Consider the following 17,557-nt stretch of genomic DNA (forward strand, 5'->3'; position numbering starts at 1 on the left):
AACGCTCTGAGAAGTACTCAGGGTGTCCCTAGGTTGTCATCGTCACCGCAGCGCCTCGCCTTGACTCTAGGGCAGCAATAATAAGCTGTCGCGCTGATCCACATTAGCTCCTATAAGCGAAGCATGCGGGCAAGGCCGCCTCACTCGAAAGGATTTAACAATCGATTGAAATTTGCGACGTGCTGCGTCTCCCCCAACTCCTCCGCTAGAGCCAAACCTGCCTTGAATGTCTCTTCCGCTTCCTCCGCTAGGCCTTCCACTCTTTGCAAGCGACCTAAAAACGCGTAGGCTTCCAAGTCCCGAGGGCTCGTATCGATGATTTCCTTACAGTAGGCGATCGACGCCGTAGCGTTCCCCTGCTCGTTCTCAAGCAAGGCCAGCCCCATCAGGATTTTCGGTTCGGCCGGTACCACCTCGTCCGCGTCTTCCAGCAGGCCCACTGCTCGGCTGATGCGCCCGGCTTCCGCCTCCGTCATCGCCTGTTTCAGCAATAACGCCACCAATGCACCGCGAGCCTTGTCGCTCTCCGAATGCTTTTTTAGGTAACGCTCAATCACTCGCAAGCCTTGCCGTTCCCGCTCGCTCGCGAACAGCACCTGCCCATACAAGAGCACCGCATCATCGAATGCCGCCTCGCTCTCCACGATCGGCTCCAACAACGTTTCCGCCCGCTCCAAGTTACCTCGACGAAAAAAGAGTTCAGCAAGCTTGTAGTTGATTCTTGGATCATCGGGATCCAGCTTAGCGGCCCGCTGCAGGGAATAAGTCGCTGCCGGCGCCTTGTCCATCGCCAGGTAGACCATTCCTTGAGCATAGAGCAAGGTGGCGGAATCCGGAAAACGCTGGCCTGCGTTCTTCAGCAAATCGAGAGCAGTCTCCCCTTTTGCATCTTTGACGTAGATGCGAGCTAGGTTCGCTATATCTTCCGCGTCCGAACCTTCATGAGAACACACCTGTTCCGCGAACGAGGAAGCGTTCGAAAACTCCCCCAAGGACTCGTAAAGCCGAGCGATAGACCGCAGGCGAGCGAGCTCCGGCCCTTCCGCTTCAAGCGCTTGCAATTCCCTTTGCAAATGGGCTTGCACGCTTGCTTGATCTTGAGCCGAAGCGATTCCGGGCCTGCTCGTCAGACCGAAAAGGCCAACGCACAGCAGGAAGATAACTTTGGGGAATGGGGTATTCACTCTTCGATCATTCGTGGCTTGCGGTTGCCCGCAAGGCTGGAGCCGCGTTTTCGTTCATCTCAAACACCAGCAATGGCCCCTCGTTCATCGCGACGAGGAGTTCCCTAAGCCCATCTTTGTCCAAGTCGGCAAAGGCCAAATGCTTCGGATATCCGTCCACTTGCAAGCCCGATCGCCAAGGAAGCACGCTTGTGAACTCCCTCTCTGCCTTCCCCAAAAGCAAACAAAGGTTTCCCTTCAAGCGACGGCCAGCCCAAGGCAGCGGGGGCAAGGGCTCTTGCGTCAAGATAACGTCGTCGACACCATCTCCATCGATGTCCGCAGCCACTATGTCGGTCACCTTCCCTACCTGAGCCATGCCCGGCAGGGGCTTGGCTGTGAATCGCCCGTCGAGGCCTTGATAAAAAACCATGCTACGGCTCTGCGTCATTTCATCTTTGCGAAACGCTGCGTCCAAATCGGGAAAGAGCGACTCCACCGGCGACCTCGCGTACTCCTCGAAGCTGCGCGAAGCGCTCATTATCTCTTCGGAAAAAAGCTTGGACGCGATGTTTCTCGTCTCTCGAGGAACGAGCTTTCCTTCCCAGGTGTAACTCAAGAGCTGAGCGCCTGATCCCCCTTGTATCCGAGAAAACATCACATCCGGGGCATCTTGGCGCGGATTAAACTTCGAGTTCGCTCCCAAGTTGCCCAATACAAAGTCAAGTCGGCCATCCCCGTCAAAATCACCTGCAGCTACCGAAGTCCAAACGCCTTGCAAGGCGGCTTCCTCGATCGCGCCTTCACTTCGGAGCAACCGGCCTTCTTCCATTATCCACAAAATCGGACTTCCCCACTCTCGGACCTGTAGCAAATCCTCGTCTCCGTCTCCATCGATATCGACCGCAAGCAGATCTGAAGTACGACCGGACAGCACGAACTGTTTGGCAAAACCGGAATCTGTATCCGGGCGATACCCTTGCTCCGACCTCAACCAAACTTGATTGTCACTAGAAAACGGATACCGATCTTTCAAGGTCCCGCCTCCTATGAGCAAATCCTTTCGTCCGTCCCCATCCACGTCAATCAAACAGGAAGCCGTGGAGGCAAGAGCCGGAGTCGAAAAGGACTCTTGCGGCATGCGTACGAATTCAAGGTCTCCGCTGTTTAAATAGATCCGATCACGGTAGAATTCGCTCCCTTCGTCCAGCTCCATGCTGCCCGCCAGGGCTAGAATATCCAAGTCCCCGTCCCCTTCGTAGTCGAAAAGGAGGAGCCCCGTGTCCTCCGCGTCGTAATCGTCGTAAAAGACATCCGACTCGACCAAAGAAAGCCTGCCGTTGCCCCGATTACGGAATACCCGCGTTTCCTGTCCAGTCGCCCCGCCGAGCGTCACGTCTTCCCAACCGTCTCCGTCGATATCTCCGACCCTCAACTGGGGACCACTCCAAGTTTCGTCGAAGGGCAACAAGGGCTGCTGCGCAAAGGCATCGTAAAACTCTTCCTCGCTCAGCGACTCCTCGTCCAAATCGAGATCAACCATTTCAAACAAGGTCGACTCGTCCGCCAAACGACTCTCCTCTTTAGTATCCATTTCTCTGATATGGTAATGACGACCGAGCTCCATATCTCGCAAGACCTGCGTTTTCCCGCTCGGCCAATCAATACGCAATTCATCGATAGCGCTGGCTTCGAGAAAGGAAAAATGCAGATGAGGTTCATCTTGGGACATGTATCCTCGCAGGGCGCTCAACTCTCGAGACTGCAGCTGATCGCCTGCCTTTGCCGTCAGCTTCGCCCCATATCCAAATCGGTTACTTTCCACACCTTCTAGGCGAATCGTCACTCGCTCACCGCTTACGCTTCGATTGCGATAGAGAGTGGGCGGACCATCGAGGTTGTTGAGGATCAAATCCAGGTCGCCATCCGTATCAAAGTCCGCAAAGCTAGCGGCGAAGCTGACGCCCCATTCGTCCAAGCCCCATTGCCCGCTCGTCTCCTCGAAGGAGAGCTTTCCGGAATTGCGAAAAGCCATGTTCCTTTCCTTCAAAGGCGGACTGTTCTCGTATCCCTTGATTCGATGCATCACGCTGCGAGCCTGTCCCATCCGAGCAGCCAAATCGCTGTTGTGAAACTCGCGCACCATTCCGTTAGTGAAGAAGGCGTCGAGCCAGCCATCGTTATCCATGTCGACTAAGCGGACCGCCCATGTCCAGCCCGTCGCTTCCAATCCCGTCAGATGCCCCACTTCCGCGAACTGTTCGGGCCCAATCTTCAGCGAGAGCATGTTGTACATGAACTGGCTGATCTTCGATTTGGATACGCTCAGCAAGTAGGAGCCTTGGGTTCCAACCGAAACGTGGTGCTTTACGTGATCGGGTGTCGCCATGTCTGCAACCAAAAAGTCGAGATGCCCATCGTTGTTGATATCGCCCAGATCCGCCCCCATGCCGAAATAGGGAGCGCTCACCAAGGCATCCTGAATAACATCCGTGAAAGTATTGTCCTTGTTGTTTCGATACAAACGATCTGTTGGAGCAAAGTCGTTCGCCACGTAGACATCAGGCCACCCATCTTCGTTGTAGTCCCACCAAATTGCTGCGTGCCCCTGACCTCGCCCCGAAATGCCTGATCGTTCCGTAACATCCTCGAAGCGATCTCCCATGTTCTCCAAAAGCAAATCGGGCATTCCTTCGGGCTTGCTCGCTTTCTGCAGGAAGTTGCATTGCAAATACAGATCGAGATCTCCATCTCGATCCATGTCCGCAAAAGAGGGGGCGTTCGAACCTGTGCTCAGGTTCAATCCCCACCTTGCTCCTTGCTCTACGAAAACGCCCGCCCCGTCATTCAGGTAGAGCTCGTTCTCGAATCCGATGTAGCAAACGTACAAATCCAAGTCGCCATCATTGTCGATATCGACAAAGCTAGCACCTGAGGCGAATCCCTCCTTCCCCGCGACCCCTGCTGACTCCGTCGCGTCCTCGAATCGGAAGTCTCCAAGGTTTAAATACAGAGCGTTCGGCGAATCCTTGCTGACGAGATATACATCGGGAAGCCCATCCCCGTTTACGTCGCCGAGAACCACCCCCGTACCGATACTGCCATTGTAGTACTGATGCCAATACTTCCCCCAGGCTTCCGGATGGCTGTACCGATTGACAGCAGTCAAACCCGAGCGCCTTGGCTCTATCTTTTCGAAAAGCGCGCCCTCGTAGCCGTCTTCAAGTGGAGCGCTCAAGGGCCTGCTCGACAAAATACCCGATGACTCCCCCCATGCCAAATCCCCGCAACACAGGGAGACAACTGCAACAAATACGGCTGGGGCGAGGCGAATCATATCTGTCCACCTCTTCTCCCTCGCCCGTACCTCGTGGGCAAGCCCTTTCCGCCTAGCCTCTCTGCCGCAAAATCCAGTCGCCGATCAATTGCAAAGTAGCGGGATCGAAGGTCTCCTCGATACGACCGTACTCCTCGATGCTTCCCGTGTCGCAGTTCTGGAAAAGATGATTCAGCCGCGGCTGTACCTTCACCAGCGAACGCCCGTTCCCAGCTCTCCGCAAACTCGCCCTCAATGCTTCCGCATTCACATCCGCCGCCACCTGCACGTCCCGCTCTCCAAAGAGAGCCAGCGTCGGTTGGCTTATTCGATCCAGGTAGTCGCTTGGATCGGCATTCATGAGGGAACGAAACCATTTAGTGGATACGGATTTCAGGGAACTTTCGAAGACTGCATCAGTAAACCCCAAAGCTTCCAAAACGCCTTCATCATATTGAGCGCGAATGCGGGCGCTCCGCTCCCGTAAGCGTGCCACCAGCTCGCCACGCGAGAGGCTTCTATCCTTGATCAGTTCCAAGTCGCCCGCCGAATCCAACTCGATTCGCTGGATCAACGTTTCGTCGACTCCCTTGAGCCTTAACCCATCGCTCGCCTGCCGCAGCAATAGCTTGTCCAAGGCGACTCCAGGGGGCGCGAGCAGGACGAGAAAGTCCACTTGCTCGTCCTGAGTCGCCGCCATCGGCCCCACCAATCCGCCTTCGCTGTGGCCGATCAAGCCTAGGGCATCGAGGTCGACCTCCTCCTGCTGCTCAAGGAAACGGACGCCTGCCAACGCATCTCCCGCAAATTGCCCCACTTCGCTTTCCATCAGCTTCCCTTGGGAACCCCCGACGCCCCGATCGTCGTACCTCAGAGACGCAATTCCCCTGCGGCCCAGAGCATCCGCGATGACCGCAAACGGCTTGTGCCCCATCAGGCTCTCGTCTCGATCCTGCGGCCCCGACCCGCTCAAGAAAAGAACCGTTGGAAAGGGCCCCTCTCCTGGCGGCACCAAGAACGTTCCCGCAAATTCGAGGCCTTCCGCCTCATTTCGAAACGTCACCTCACGCTCCTCGTAAGGGAACGGTCCCCGCGGTTCCTGCGGACGATTCTGGGCAACCGGCTCGGCGAGGCGAAGAAAGGTCAAAGGAAAACTGCGGCCGCCCTGCGTCCAATCGCCCCGCAACTCGCTGCCGTCTTCGCTCAAGTCCCCCTTGAAAGATCCGCCAATGCGGGAAATTTGATAAGAGAACCTACCCGCTTCGAGCAAAAGATCGTCCATCTCCAGCCCGTTCACTCCTTGGTCTAAACTGTCCATCGTGCCGGAAAGAGATCCCTCATCGCTTTCCTCAACATGCAAAGCGAGCCGCAAAGACGAGGGCCCTACCGCAAGCTCTCCGAACCACTCTCCCGCAACACCCTCCCCAGGTATCCCTTTTTTGGGCACAGGCTCAGCCGCTACCGCTTCATCGGCGAACTTCAACTCGAACTTCAACGTCTGGCCGCCTTGCGTGAAGTCGCCGCTGATCCGGTTTTGCTCCACCTCGTAAACGCCCCTGAAGCTCGGCTCCCCCGGAACTCCCTCCATGGCGAAACCCACCGCGAACTCACCGACCTCTACATTGGCAAGAGCAAACCCACGCAAACCTTGGGCTGGAATATCGATCTTGCCCGACCAAATTCCATCCTCGCTCCTATCGAGGGTCACAAGGATCGCAAGGGAACTGCCCGGGATCTTGATCTCTCCCTTCCACAGGCCAAGCGGCGGAGACGCTATGGCAAGCGCCGCGAGGCTCAATGCCGAGAAGAGAACACCCAGTTTAAAGAGGAAAGTAGGTTTCGTTTTCATGCTGCCACACTAGCAGCAGCATGTTACCCCCATGTTACCCCTTTCCCAAGAATCCGGATTTCGTCGAAAAGCCCCGTCAACCTGCCCGATAGTAGCTTGCCAAGGCATCTCGCGCCTGAACCGCCAGAGCTTCCGCCAATTGCTGCATCAACTCCGCGTGCTCCGGGTCCGGCGGCTCGCTCAACTGCAATTCCTGACCGGTCACCGCCCGGCGATCCCCCTGCAACACATCCCACTGGACCGCCCAAGAGCTCTTTCCCGGTAGCTCGCGATTGAGCGCCACCTCCCAAGCCGCGCCTTCGAAAACGCGCACCCGGGCCGGACAGGCTAGCTCGATGCGCTTTTCCCGACGGAATACCTTGGCCTTGACCTCAACAGGTTCCGCATCCTGTACCGACGCGTTCAATACACGCTGAAACGCCGTTTGCCCAATCTCCGCCTCATGGCGGTTAGCCACCAACTCTCCGATGCTCAGCTCCAGGTACTGGTGAGCCTTCGTTTCCCCCAATTCGCTGCTGGGCACGAAAGCGACAAATCCATGCGGGCCGTGAGCCTCGAGCTCATGGACCAAAGCCGCCATCATGCTGCCGGGGTTCAAGCTATGCCCCTGAGCGCGCACCGGGTCGATCCCCACCAACAGCGTTCCCGCCCGACGAGCATCTTCCGCCTTCTGTACGATATCGTCCCGCTCGCCCGCGAATCGCATGGCGACCAAATAGTGATCGTAAGCCTCCCTAGCCCTGTAAAGATCGTCGTCCTCCATCAACGCATCCGCAAACTGGATACGGCTCTCAGCTGCCTTCGCGCGAGCCGATTCGATTTCCGCATGGTAGTAGACCACCTCGATCCCGCTCTGCCCCGCGAAGGGAGTCAGAGCCGCTCGAGTCGACAAGCCTTGCAATACTTCGTAAGCCGATAATGCGCGTTCCCAGCGAAAGGGGTCGCTCGCGTTTTCCTCCGCTTGACGCGCCCGGCCCAACCACTCCGCCCGCGCTTGCGGGTACGCCCTCAGGAAAATGGCCGCCGCCTTTTCATTGTCCGGCTTACGAGCAAGCCGGTCCGCCGAAACGCGAGCCGCTTCCGCGAAATCCCCTTGCTTGAAAGCCGACTCTCCCGTCTCGCAACCGGAAAGCAGAATGAGGCCGCACAAAATGAGAACGGCAGTGAAGAAGGGCGTCTGGGGATCAGCTTTGAGGAATTTCATAGGGAGCCAAAAGACAAGGAGCCTAGGCAAGGCATGAGACGCCGCAAGCCAGCAGGCTATTCATTCCCCGATCCCGTTTTCCTACAATTGGAAACGATTTTCCGGCCCCTTCTGAACGGTTCACCTAATATCTGCTATGCAACTGCCTAATAACATGCAATAGTCGAAGCCCCCCCAAAAACAAGACACGCTCCCCAAATGCGTCTTTACTTAGCCCCCCTTTTCGCCTCGCAGGCGCTCAGCCTGTCGACATTCGCCCAATCTCAGGACGAGTCCTTCCACGGATTTGCTCAAGAATACTGCATCGACTGCCACAACCCCGAGAAGCGCAAAGGCAAGTTCGACCTGCAAACACTGCTCGAGCAAGCCCCCTCGAATCACTACGGGAAATGGGAAGAGATCCTCTGGATGCTGGAGGACCGCGACATGCCGCCCGAAGACGAGGAAGGCGAGGCCCCCTTGAAGCGCCCCAGCGAAGCGGAGTACCAGCGCTTCACGTCCTTCGTAGCCCAGACCCTGGACAGTCTCCAGCCGCCGCTCCCCAGCTCCGCGGAGGATAAGGACTTTATCGCCCAGAACTGCGTCAGCTGCCACAACGTCGACGACCAGGAGGCCGGCCTCGTGCTGGAAGGCCTCAGCATCGACGACCCCACCAGCGACCCGCAACTCTTCGAGCACATCGTGCGGCGCCTCGACGCCCGCCAAATGCCGCCCGCCGCCCGCAAACGACCCAGCGAGGAGAAATACCAAGAAGTCCTCAGCCATCTCGTCGGCGCCCTCGACGCCCAAGCCGCCGCCCAACCTCAGCCCGGCCGCACCGATACCTTTCGCCGCCTCAACCGCACCGAGTACCAGAATGCCATCCGCGACCTGCTCGGCGTGCAAATCGACGCCGCCGCTCTGCTGCCCAAGGACGAATCCAGCCATGGATTCGACAACATCACCGTCGGCAACCTCTCTCCCACCCTGCTCGACCGCTACATCACCGCCGCCCAAAAAGTCACCCGCCTCGCCATCGGCACCCCCAACGACAGCGTACAGGGCGACGTCTTTCGCGTGCCCGCCGACCTCACGCAAGAGAAACGCATCGATGGCCTGCCCCTCGGCACTCGCGGCGGAGCCCTGATCCCTTACAACTTCCCCCAAGACGGCGAATACGAGATCACCGTACGCCTCACCCGAGACCGCAACGAACACGTCGAAGGGCTCAGAGGCCAACACCAAATGGACATCCTGCTCGACCGCGAGCTGCTGCAACGCTTCACCGTGCAACGCCCCGAAGACGGCCGCCGCGACCATTCCCTCGTCGACGAACACCTCAAGATCCGCGCCCGCATCGAAGCCGGCCCCCGCGATCTCGGCGTCACCTTCGTGCAAGAGTCCTACTCCTTGCTGGAGAACAAGCGCAAGCCCCACCAAGCCCACTTCAACCTCCACCGCCACCCGCGCCTCTCGCCAGCGGTGTATTCAGTTTCCATTACAGGTCCCTACCAAGGTCAAGGCGCCGCCAACACCCCGAGCCGAAAGAAAATTTTTACCCGCACCCCCACGGGACCCCACGACGAAGAAGCTGCCGCCAAGGAAATCCTCGCCACCCTCATGAAGCGGGCCTACCGGCGTCCCATCACCAGCGAGGACCTTGAGAAGCCTCTGCGCTTCTACCACGAAGCCGCCGTCGACGCGGGCTTCGAGGCTGGCATCGAGATGGCCCTCAACTCCATTCTCGTCAGCCCAGAATTCCTCTTCCGCATCGAACGCGATCCGCAAACATTGCCCGAAAACGGCGCCTACCTCATCAGCGACCTCGAACTCGCCTCCCGCATTTCCTTCTTCCTCTGGAGCTCCATCCCCGACGACGAGCTGCTCGACCACGCCATCGCTGGTCGACTCCGCGAAGCGAACGTATTGGGCAATCAAGTACGCCGCATGCTCGCGGACCCGCGTTCCCAAAGCCTCGTAAACAATTTTGCCAGCCAATGGCTCTACCTGCGCAACCTGGAATCCATCACTCCCGACCTGCGCCTGTACCCAGATTTCGACGACAACCTCCGCCAGGCCTTTCGCAAGGAAACCGAACTCTTCGTGGAAAGCGTTCTCCGCGAAGACCGCCCCATCACCGACCTGCTGCAAGCCGACTACACTTTCCTAAACGAACGCCTCGCCAAGCATTATAACATTCCCCACGTCTTCGGCAGCCGCTTCCGCCGCGTCGCGCTCGATCCCGAACACCACCGCGGCGGCATCCTGCGACACGGCAGCGTGCTCACCGTAACCTCCTACGCCACCCGCACCTCCCCCACCATTCGCGGGAATTGGGTGTTGGAAAACATCATCGGCACCCCGCCTCCCCCTCCGCCACCCGACGTGCCCGACCTCGAAGACAACAAGGTCGACTTCAGCCTTCCCATGCGCGAACGCCTCGCCGAGCACCGGGCCAACCCCCAGTGCGCCAGCTGCCACGACATCATGGACCCCGTCGGCTTCGTGCTCGAAAACTACGACGCGGTCGGCCGCTGGAGAGACTTCGAACATGGCATCCCCATCGACGCTTCCGGCGGCTTGCCCGACGGAACAGTGGCCTCGGGCATCGCCGACCTCGAAAGCGGCCTGTTGGAGCGGCCCGACCTTTTTGCCCGCACTTTGAGCGAAAAGCTGCTAACCTTCGCCATCGGCCGCGGCGTCGAATCCTTCGACGCCCCCGCTATCCGCCAAATCGTGCGCGACGCCGCTCAAGACGACTACCAATTTTCGTCTCTCATCCTCGGCATCGTGAACAGCACCCCCTTCCAAATGCGATCCACCGTTGGCCAATCAGGAGCGACCTTGGTCGCGAAGCCCGTAACCAAGAATCCCTAAACACCGACCCCAGCACCCAAAATGAAATTCATCACCAAGAAATCCATTCCGCGCAGAACCTTCCTCAAAGGCGTCGGAGCCTCCTTCGCCCTGCCCTTGCTCGACGCCATGGTCCCCGCCGCCAGCGTATTCGGCAAAACGCGTGCCATCACCCAGCCCGTCAAACGCCTCGGATACGTCTACATGCCCATGGGCTGCGACATCACCCGCTGGACCCCCGGCAACGATAACACCCTCGACACCCTCTCCCCCATCCTCGATTCGCTCGCCAACGTGAGGGACCATGTCAGCGTCCTCACCAACATGGAGCTCAAGCCAGCCTACCCCGGCTCCCACGCCACTTCCAACTCCGCCTTCCTCTCCGCCGCCCGGGCAAAAGTCACCGAAAGCACCGACTACTACCTCGGCACCACCGCCGACCAAGTCGCCGCCAAGCACATCGGCCAAGCCACCCAGCTCCCCTCCCTCGAGCTCGCCATGGACCTGCTGCAGACCGTCGGCCAGTGCGACAACGGCTACGCCTGCGTCTACCAAAACAACCTCTCCTGGTCCTCGCCCACTACGCCACTCCCCGCCGAAGCCCACCCACGACTCGTCTTCGAAAATCTCTTCGGCGAAGGCGGCACTCCCGAACAACGCCGCGCCGCCCTGCAAAAGCGAGCCAGCCTGCTCGACTCTGTAGCCGACGATATCCGTCGCCTCAAACGCGACCTCGGAGCCCAAGACCGCGACAAGGTCACCGAATACCTCGACTCTATCCGCGAAGTCGAACGCCGTATCCAGAAAGCGGAGTCGGACACCGAAGAAAACCCGCTGCCCGATCTCGACCGCCCCACCGGAGTGCCCGCACTCTACGCCGACCATGCCCGCCTCATGTTCGACCTGCAACTGCTCGCCTACCAAGGCGACATCACCCGCATCTCCACCTTCCAGCTCGCCCGCGAAACCAGCAACCGAGCGTATCCAGAAATCGGAGTTTCCGACCCGCACCACCCCCTCTCCCACCACGGAGGCAATGCCGACAAGATCGCCCGCATGGCCAAGATCAACGCCTTCCACGTCTCCCTCTTCGCCGAATACCTCGAAAAGCTCAAAGCCACCCCCGAAGGCGACAGCAACCTGCTCGACAACTCCCTCATCCTCTACGGAAGCGGCATGGGCAACCCCAACAACCATGACCACACCAATCTCCCCACCATCGTAGCCGGCGGAGCCGCCGCAGGCATGCAAGGCAACCGCCACATCCGCTACGACAAGCCCACCCCGCTCGCCAACCTCCACCTCACCCTGCTCGACAAAATAGGCGTCCCCATCGAGTCCTTCGGCGACTCCGACGGCATGATAAGCGAACTCTTCCAACCCATCACCCTGTAATCCATGTGGGAAGTGGCCTTGTGCCGCGATACATCAACGTGGGAAGCGGCCTTGCGCCGCGATCAACAACCCCGATCCAGCATGCACTCACCTCTAAAGTCTCTAATCCTCGCCCTGCTCCTTCCCACCGCATCCCTCATCCCCCATCCTTCATCCCTCCCCGACGCCGCCGAAGCCAACGACACCGCCACCCTCACCTCGCTCCTCACTTCCGAGAGCAACCTAGACGCCTCCCAAGTCGACGGCATGACTGCCCTCCATTGGGCCTGCTACCATGACAACACGGAAGCTGCCCTCGCCCTCCTCGAGGCAGGAGCCGACCCGTCCCCAAAAACGCGATACGGCATAACCCCAATTTCCATCGCCTGCCAAAACGGCAACAGCCAAATTCTCAAAAAGCTCCTCGAGCTGGGAGCCGATCCCAACACCACGCTCAACGGCGGCGAAACCCTGCTCATGACCGCCGCCCGCGTCGGCAAGATCGAATCCGTCAAAGCCCTGCTCAACGCCGGCGCCACCGTCGAAACCACAGAGCGCAAGGGCCAGACCGCTCTCATGTGGGCCGCCGACGAAGGCCATGTCGCCGTCGCAAGACTGCTCATGGAAGCAGGAGCCGACATGAACCTGTCATTGCCCTCCGGATACACTCCCCTTTTCTTCGCCGTACGCCAAGGACATCGCGACATGGTTCACTTCTTCTTAGACCAAGGAGCCGACGTCAACGCAGCCATGCAAGTCGAGAACTCCCGCGGCAAGCTGGCCAAGGACCAAACCAGCCCGCTCATCCTCGCCATGGAAAACGGGCACTTCGACCTCTGCCTCGACTTGCTCGAACGCGGAGCCGATCCCAACGACATGCGCACCGGCCTCAGTCCGCTGCACACCATGGTTCGCGTACGCAAGCCGGACCGCGGCGAAGGCGTTGACGGCGAACCCCCGCCCCTCGTTACCGGCTCCGTCGACAGCGTCACCCTTATCCGCGCTCTCGTCGAAAAAGGGGCCGACGTAAATGCGAGACTTACCACCGGCCGCAAAGCCCACGGCGCCCGTTTCAGCATGATCGGCTGCACACCCTTCCTCCTCGCCGCAGACACCGCAGACCTCGTGTACATGAAGCTGCTCATCGAGCTCGGGGCCGACTATTCGATCCCCAACGAAGATGGGACCACCTCGCTCATGGTGGCAGCCGGCGTGGGCAGCCAAGCCCCCGAAGAAGAAGCCGGCACGCCAGAGGAATGCCTAGAAGCCGTCAAGTTCCTCGTTTCGCTCGGAGCCCCGCTCGACACCGTAGCCGCTAACGGCGACACCGCCATGCACGGCGCCGCCTACAAAAACGCCCCCCAAGTCATCGCCTACCTCAACGAACAAGGTGCCGATATCCAGATTTGGAATACAAAAAATGAAAACGGCTGGACGCCGCTCTTCATCGCCGAAGGCTACCGTCCTGGAAACTTCAAACCTGACTTCGCAACCATCGACGCCATCAAAGCCGTCATGACCGCCCGCGGTGTAGAAATCCCCGAAGGCGGCCGCCCCATCCACGTCAACTACGCCCCTTAACTGATAGGGACGAGTTCCACCTCGTCCGCATTTAGATCGTAGGGCTCGCGCCACGCCGCAACTCCCACTCCCCATAATGCCACGCCCTATCCTCTTCCTCTCCCTTTTTCTCGCCCCAATCCTCACCGCGGAGCCCATCACACTCGAGTTCGCCCGCGTCGACAACACCCCTCTCTACCTCGACCTCCATCTCCCCTCAACTCCCAACGCTAGCGCCCCCGCCCTTATTGTCTGGGTTCATGGCGGAGCTTGGAGAGCCGGTAGCCGAGAGAGCGTACCCATAAAGTCCCTACTCAAAAAAGGTTGGGCCATCGCCAGCATCGACTACCGTCTCTCGCCCCAAGCCAAGTTCCCCGCCCAGGTGCACGACATCAAGGCGGCCATTCGCTACCTGCGAGCCAATCCTGAAAAGCTCCCCTACGACGCCAGCCAGATCGCCATCGCCGGCTCATCCGCCGGAGGACACCTCGCGGCCCTCGTCGGCGTAACCAACCAACACCCCGAACTCGAAGGCACCGTCGGCGAGCACCTCCAGCAGAGCTCGGACGTCCAAGCCTTCGTCAGCCTTTTCGGCGCCAGCAACCTCACCACGATCCTCCAGCAGTCCACCCCGCATGGACTCAATGTCCGCGTGCCCGCCCTAGAGCTCTTCCTCGGATCGCAACCGGAGGACGATCCCGCCACCGCCCAGCTCGCCAGCCCCGTTTTCCACGTCGACGCCCACGACCCGCCCTGCCTGCTATTGCACGGCGACCAAGATCCGCAAATGCCCATCAACCAATCCCACGAGCTAAAGGGCAAGTACGAAGCCCTCGGCCTCGAGTGCGATTTCCAAGTCATCCACGGAGCCGCCCACGGCGGCCCCGCCTTCTACACCGAGGAACGTATCAACCAGATCGATACATTCCTAAGAAGCCGATGGTAGGAACTATTCAAGCTCACGACAGATAAAGTGACTCTTGAAAGCAGACCCTGGCGTTTCAAAAAAACTGGGCAAGAGTAAGCGCTAATCCACGCGAATCGCTTCCCACTTTTAGCATCGATTCGCGTTCGTTCTCGGTTTCAAAACCCAAGCCTCTCGAACCAGATATTAGTCTTGGCCTGAGGTCAATATCGCTCAAAAATGAAAGACAAAGCAGCTTTCGCCTCATGCCCAACGAATGGGAAACAATCGCCATTTTCGTCCTCCTAGCCCTAATGCTAGGAAGCTTTATTTGGCGCCGCATCCCCGATGAATTCACAGCTCTCGCCGGTTTTGCCATCGTTGTCACAACCCAGATTCTACCTCTTGAAGCGTCTCTCCGAGCCATCGCGAATCCAGGAATAGCTGCCATCGCCGGCATGCTCGTCATAGGGTCATCTCTCGAAAAAGCTGGAGCAATTGCCCTCGCAAAAAAGGCCTTCGAGTGCCTGCCCCAAGCGAAACCCAGCTATAGCATTCTCGGCATGATACTCGTGATCGCCCTGGTTTCCGCTCTCCTCAACAACACTGCGGTCGTGGTGCTGCTCGCCCCTGTCGTCATCTCCTATGGACAACACTCCAAGCTTCCCCCGGGCAAGCTGCTCATGCCGCTCTCCTTCGCCGCCATTCTCGGCGGCTCTTGTACCCTCATCGGCACCAGCACAAACCTAGTCGTCAGCGCTTATGGCGAAAGCCTTGGGCATCCGCCCTTCACTTTTTTCGAACTCTCAAAAGTGGGGCTCCCCCTCCTCGCCATCTCCAGTGTCTACCTAGCCTTCGTAGGCCAGAGGATGCTGCCCGACAACCCAACTCCACCTGGTCTCTCAAAAGTTCACCGCATCGAACACGTAAATTCCAAGCGTATCGCCATCGGATTCGCCATCCTATGCGGTATCGTTTTATTCAGCGCCTTCGAACTGCTCCCCATCGCGGTCTCCGCACCTGCAGGATCACTCTTTCTCATCGCCGCAAAATGCATATCTCCCCGCGACGCACTCTCTTCGCTGAATTGGCGGCTTCTCCTGCTAATTGCCTCCATGCTCGGTGTCGGCGCCGCTTTCCAAAGCTCCGGAGCTTCCACCATCGCTGCGTCAAGCATCGAATACAGCCTTTCCCTGTCACCATTCCCCGAATACAATGGCTTGCTCACGATCGCCATCGTCTTCGTGGCCACGTCTCTGCTTACCGAGATCCTCACCAACAATGCAGCCGCTATCACGATGGCTGCCATCGCCGCCAGCCTTAGCGCCCAACTCGACCTGAACCTGAAGCCCCTCCTGATAGCCATAGCCGTAGCTGCCTCCTCCAGCTACTCCACCCCGATTGGCTACCAGACAAACACCTACGTCGCACACCTCGCTGGCTACCGTTTCACCGACTTCCTGAGAGTCGGCACCCCTATGAATGTCATAGCAACCATCGTCGCCGTACCCATCATCGCCTACTTCTGGCCTCTGAGATAGATGCGAAAAGCGAGCGATGCCTTTCGCTTATCTCAAAACTCCACCAGCCTACTCCCAAACCACATTCTTCACGAATTCGTTAGTCTCGATGCTGGTCTGGTCGAAACTGGTGATCTTCTGGCCGTTGGCCGTGATGTTGCGCAGGGTCACGTTGCGGATCGGGCTTTCCTCGCTCCACCCCGTCAGCAATAGGGATACCTCCTTCGGTTCCGCGTGGATTTGAATATTCTCCAAGGTCAGCCCGTCGATGGCGCCCCCTCCGTCACCCCAAGTCTTGGCGTCGCGCACCAGCACGCTGGTCAAACGGTGATGGTAGATTTCGATGTCGCGAACCGTCACGTCCTTGATCACCACCGAGCCTCCATGCATCGCCGAAAGGAAGCCTTTGTTGGTGAAGCCGATGCTCTTGCAGCCTTCGATCAAAACGTCTTCGCAGGTGTGGCTACCGTTCCAGGTGAGCATGATGTCACCACCGTTGCGCTGCCCCCAGAACACGTTATTCCGTATCACCAGATTCCCTACGTCGCAGCCCTTGATGCGGGCCTTCTGGTCGGCAACCGTCTTGATCTCGCGGTCCTCGCTATCGAAGAGCCCCGTCACGCAAATGCGGTCGTCGTTACCCGCGATGAAGGAGTTCTCCACCGTCACGTCACGACTGTAAAGGTGCATGCCGTCGTTGTTGTTCCAGCCGAAGCCGAGCAGCTTCAGGTTCTCGACGGAAACCCGGTCGCAATCCGCGACCTCAAGCTGATAACTCGGACAATTGATCACCGCGTATCCCTCGAACCTCAGATCCTTGCACTCGCGAAAGTAGGCCCCCATGCAATCGCCCAGCCACTCCGTTTGCAGCGGGTCTTCCACCTTCGCATGCGGACGGAACCCTTGCGCGAAAAGGCCGCGGCCCTTGATGGTAAGACCTTCCTTCCCAACCACCTTGAGCGTCGCTTCCACAACCGTCCCAGGCTCCATGTAAACCGTCTTGATTCCATCCACGAACGGATCCCAGGAGCGGCCAAACTTATGCACCCCTGCCTCCAGATAGAGGACGCTCGGATCGTCCTTCGACGGAACCTCTTGCTCCGGACCGTCCGCAGCGACAACCAGCCAATTCTCGCCGGACTCCTCAAACTCCGCCGTTACCAGAAACTTGCTGGGATCCTGCAAGGTGAATCGTAGTTGCGTGTCGGATACACGCTCTACGAGCGCCTGAGTCGGCTTCACCGAGAAGGAGGAGAAAGGCTTGCTGGTGGTCACGTCCACCGTAACTGCCGTGTTGGCGAATGAAAAGTTCACATAATGCCCCCCCTTCTTAGCAAAGCCATACTTGTTGAACTCCTTCTGGAATCCTCGGTACACGAAGGTGTCCTCGCCGTTCACCGACACGTCGAAGAGCGCCGACTCCTCCAAACCTTCCACCTCGCTCAAGTCGCCCGGCGCCGGAAACACCGTGACCTCCGGGACGGAGGGCTGGCCGCAGCCTGTAAGGAAAAGGGCAATTGCAGACAGGGCACAAAAACCGCCGACGAAGCGAAAGGATGAACGGGGGGGAACGTTTTTCATGAGCATACAACACCCTCGCCTTAACCCAATGACAACGCCCAAACGCTTCAATTAAACTGTTAAGTCAAAATTTAGATACCAAATAAATTAAATACGCCTCTTCTGTATTTCATTTTTGAAATTAATATTTGTCATTAAATTCCGGCACGACGCCCTACAAACGGAAGGTGGGAAACGCTCCTACTTGTAGCGCGGGGGCAAGCGTGACAAACAGGCTGAATCGCATTCCCTTAGCCGCCTCGGCCCCCTAA

Annotated in this window: 10 protein-coding genes; 5 read left to right on the forward strand and 5 right to left on the reverse strand. The window is 58.5% G+C overall.

Features of this window, described 5'->3' with window-relative positions:
* Positions 1 to 140 precede the first annotated feature (140 nt).
* The 4 genes from IEN85_RS05250 to IEN85_RS05265 all read right to left on the reverse strand — a co-directional run bounded on the left by IEN85_RS05250 (position 141) and on the right by IEN85_RS05265 (position 7,532).
* The gene (locus IEN85_RS05250) at positions 141 to 1,184 is read right to left on the reverse strand and encodes a tetratricopeptide repeat protein (RefSeq protein WP_191616015.1); all 1,044 of its coding nucleotides are present in this window, start codon (positions 1,182 to 1,184) and stop codon (positions 141 to 143) included.
* A 7-nt stretch (positions 1,185 to 1,191) separates the two neighbouring features.
* Entirely contained in the window at positions 1,192 to 4,401 is a 3,210-nt protein-coding gene (locus IEN85_RS05255) for a VCBS repeat-containing protein (protein ID WP_191616016.1), read from the reverse strand.
* A gap of 151 nt (positions 4,402 to 4,552) precedes the next feature.
* Positions 4,553 to 6,328, reverse strand: a complete 1,776-nt coding sequence (locus tag IEN85_RS05260; RefSeq protein WP_191616017.1) for an alpha/beta hydrolase family protein — start codon at positions 6,326 to 6,328, stop codon at positions 4,553 to 4,555.
* Positions 6,329 to 6,404: 76 nt separating this feature from the next.
* Positions 6,405 to 7,532: a hypothetical protein gene (locus tag IEN85_RS05265; protein ID WP_191616018.1), complete on the reverse strand. Its 1,128-nt coding sequence runs from the start codon at positions 7,530 to 7,532 to the stop codon at positions 6,405 to 6,407.
* A 198-nt stretch (positions 7,533 to 7,730) separates the two neighbouring features.
* Here IEN85_RS05265 and IEN85_RS05270 point away from each other — a divergent pair, with 198 nt between their 5' ends.
* The 5 genes from IEN85_RS05270 (at position 7,731) to IEN85_RS05290 (ending at position 15,746) form a co-directional block, all read left to right on the forward strand.
* A complete protein-coding gene (locus IEN85_RS05270) occupies positions 7,731 to 10,388 on the forward strand; it encodes a DUF1592 domain-containing protein (protein ID WP_191616019.1) in 2,658 nt (885 codons plus the stop codon).
* A 30-nt stretch (positions 10,389 to 10,418) separates the two neighbouring features.
* A complete protein-coding gene (locus IEN85_RS05275; RefSeq protein WP_191616184.1) occupies positions 10,419 to 11,762 on the forward strand; it encodes a DUF1552 domain-containing protein in 1,344 nt (447 codons plus the stop codon).
* A gap of 81 nt (positions 11,763 to 11,843) precedes the next feature.
* Complete coding sequence (locus IEN85_RS05280; protein ID WP_191616020.1) at positions 11,844 to 13,322, forward strand: ankyrin repeat domain-containing protein; 1,479 nt, start codon at positions 11,844 to 11,846, stop codon at positions 13,320 to 13,322.
* Positions 13,323 to 13,398: 76 nt separating this feature from the next.
* On the forward strand, positions 13,399 to 14,247 hold the full coding sequence (locus IEN85_RS05285) for an alpha/beta hydrolase (RefSeq protein WP_191616021.1): 849 nt from the start codon (positions 13,399 to 13,401) through the stop codon (positions 14,245 to 14,247).
* 224 nt (positions 14,248 to 14,471) lie between these two features.
* Entirely contained in the window at positions 14,472 to 15,746 is a 1,275-nt protein-coding gene (locus tag IEN85_RS05290) for an SLC13 family permease (protein WP_191616022.1), read from the forward strand.
* Positions 15,747 to 15,794: 48 nt separating this feature from the next.
* Here the strand turns inward: IEN85_RS05290 and IEN85_RS05295 are convergent, their stop codons facing one another.
* Entirely contained in the window at positions 15,795 to 17,306 is a 1,512-nt protein-coding gene (locus IEN85_RS05295; RefSeq protein WP_191616023.1) for a glycoside hydrolase family protein, read from the reverse strand.
* Between the last annotated feature and the right edge of the window lie 251 nt (positions 17,307 to 17,557).

Origin of the sequence: Pelagicoccus enzymogenes, from assembly GCF_014803405.1 — a bacterium.
GTDB lineage: Bacteria > Verrucomicrobiota > Verrucomicrobiia > Opitutales > Opitutaceae > Pelagicoccus > Pelagicoccus enzymogenes.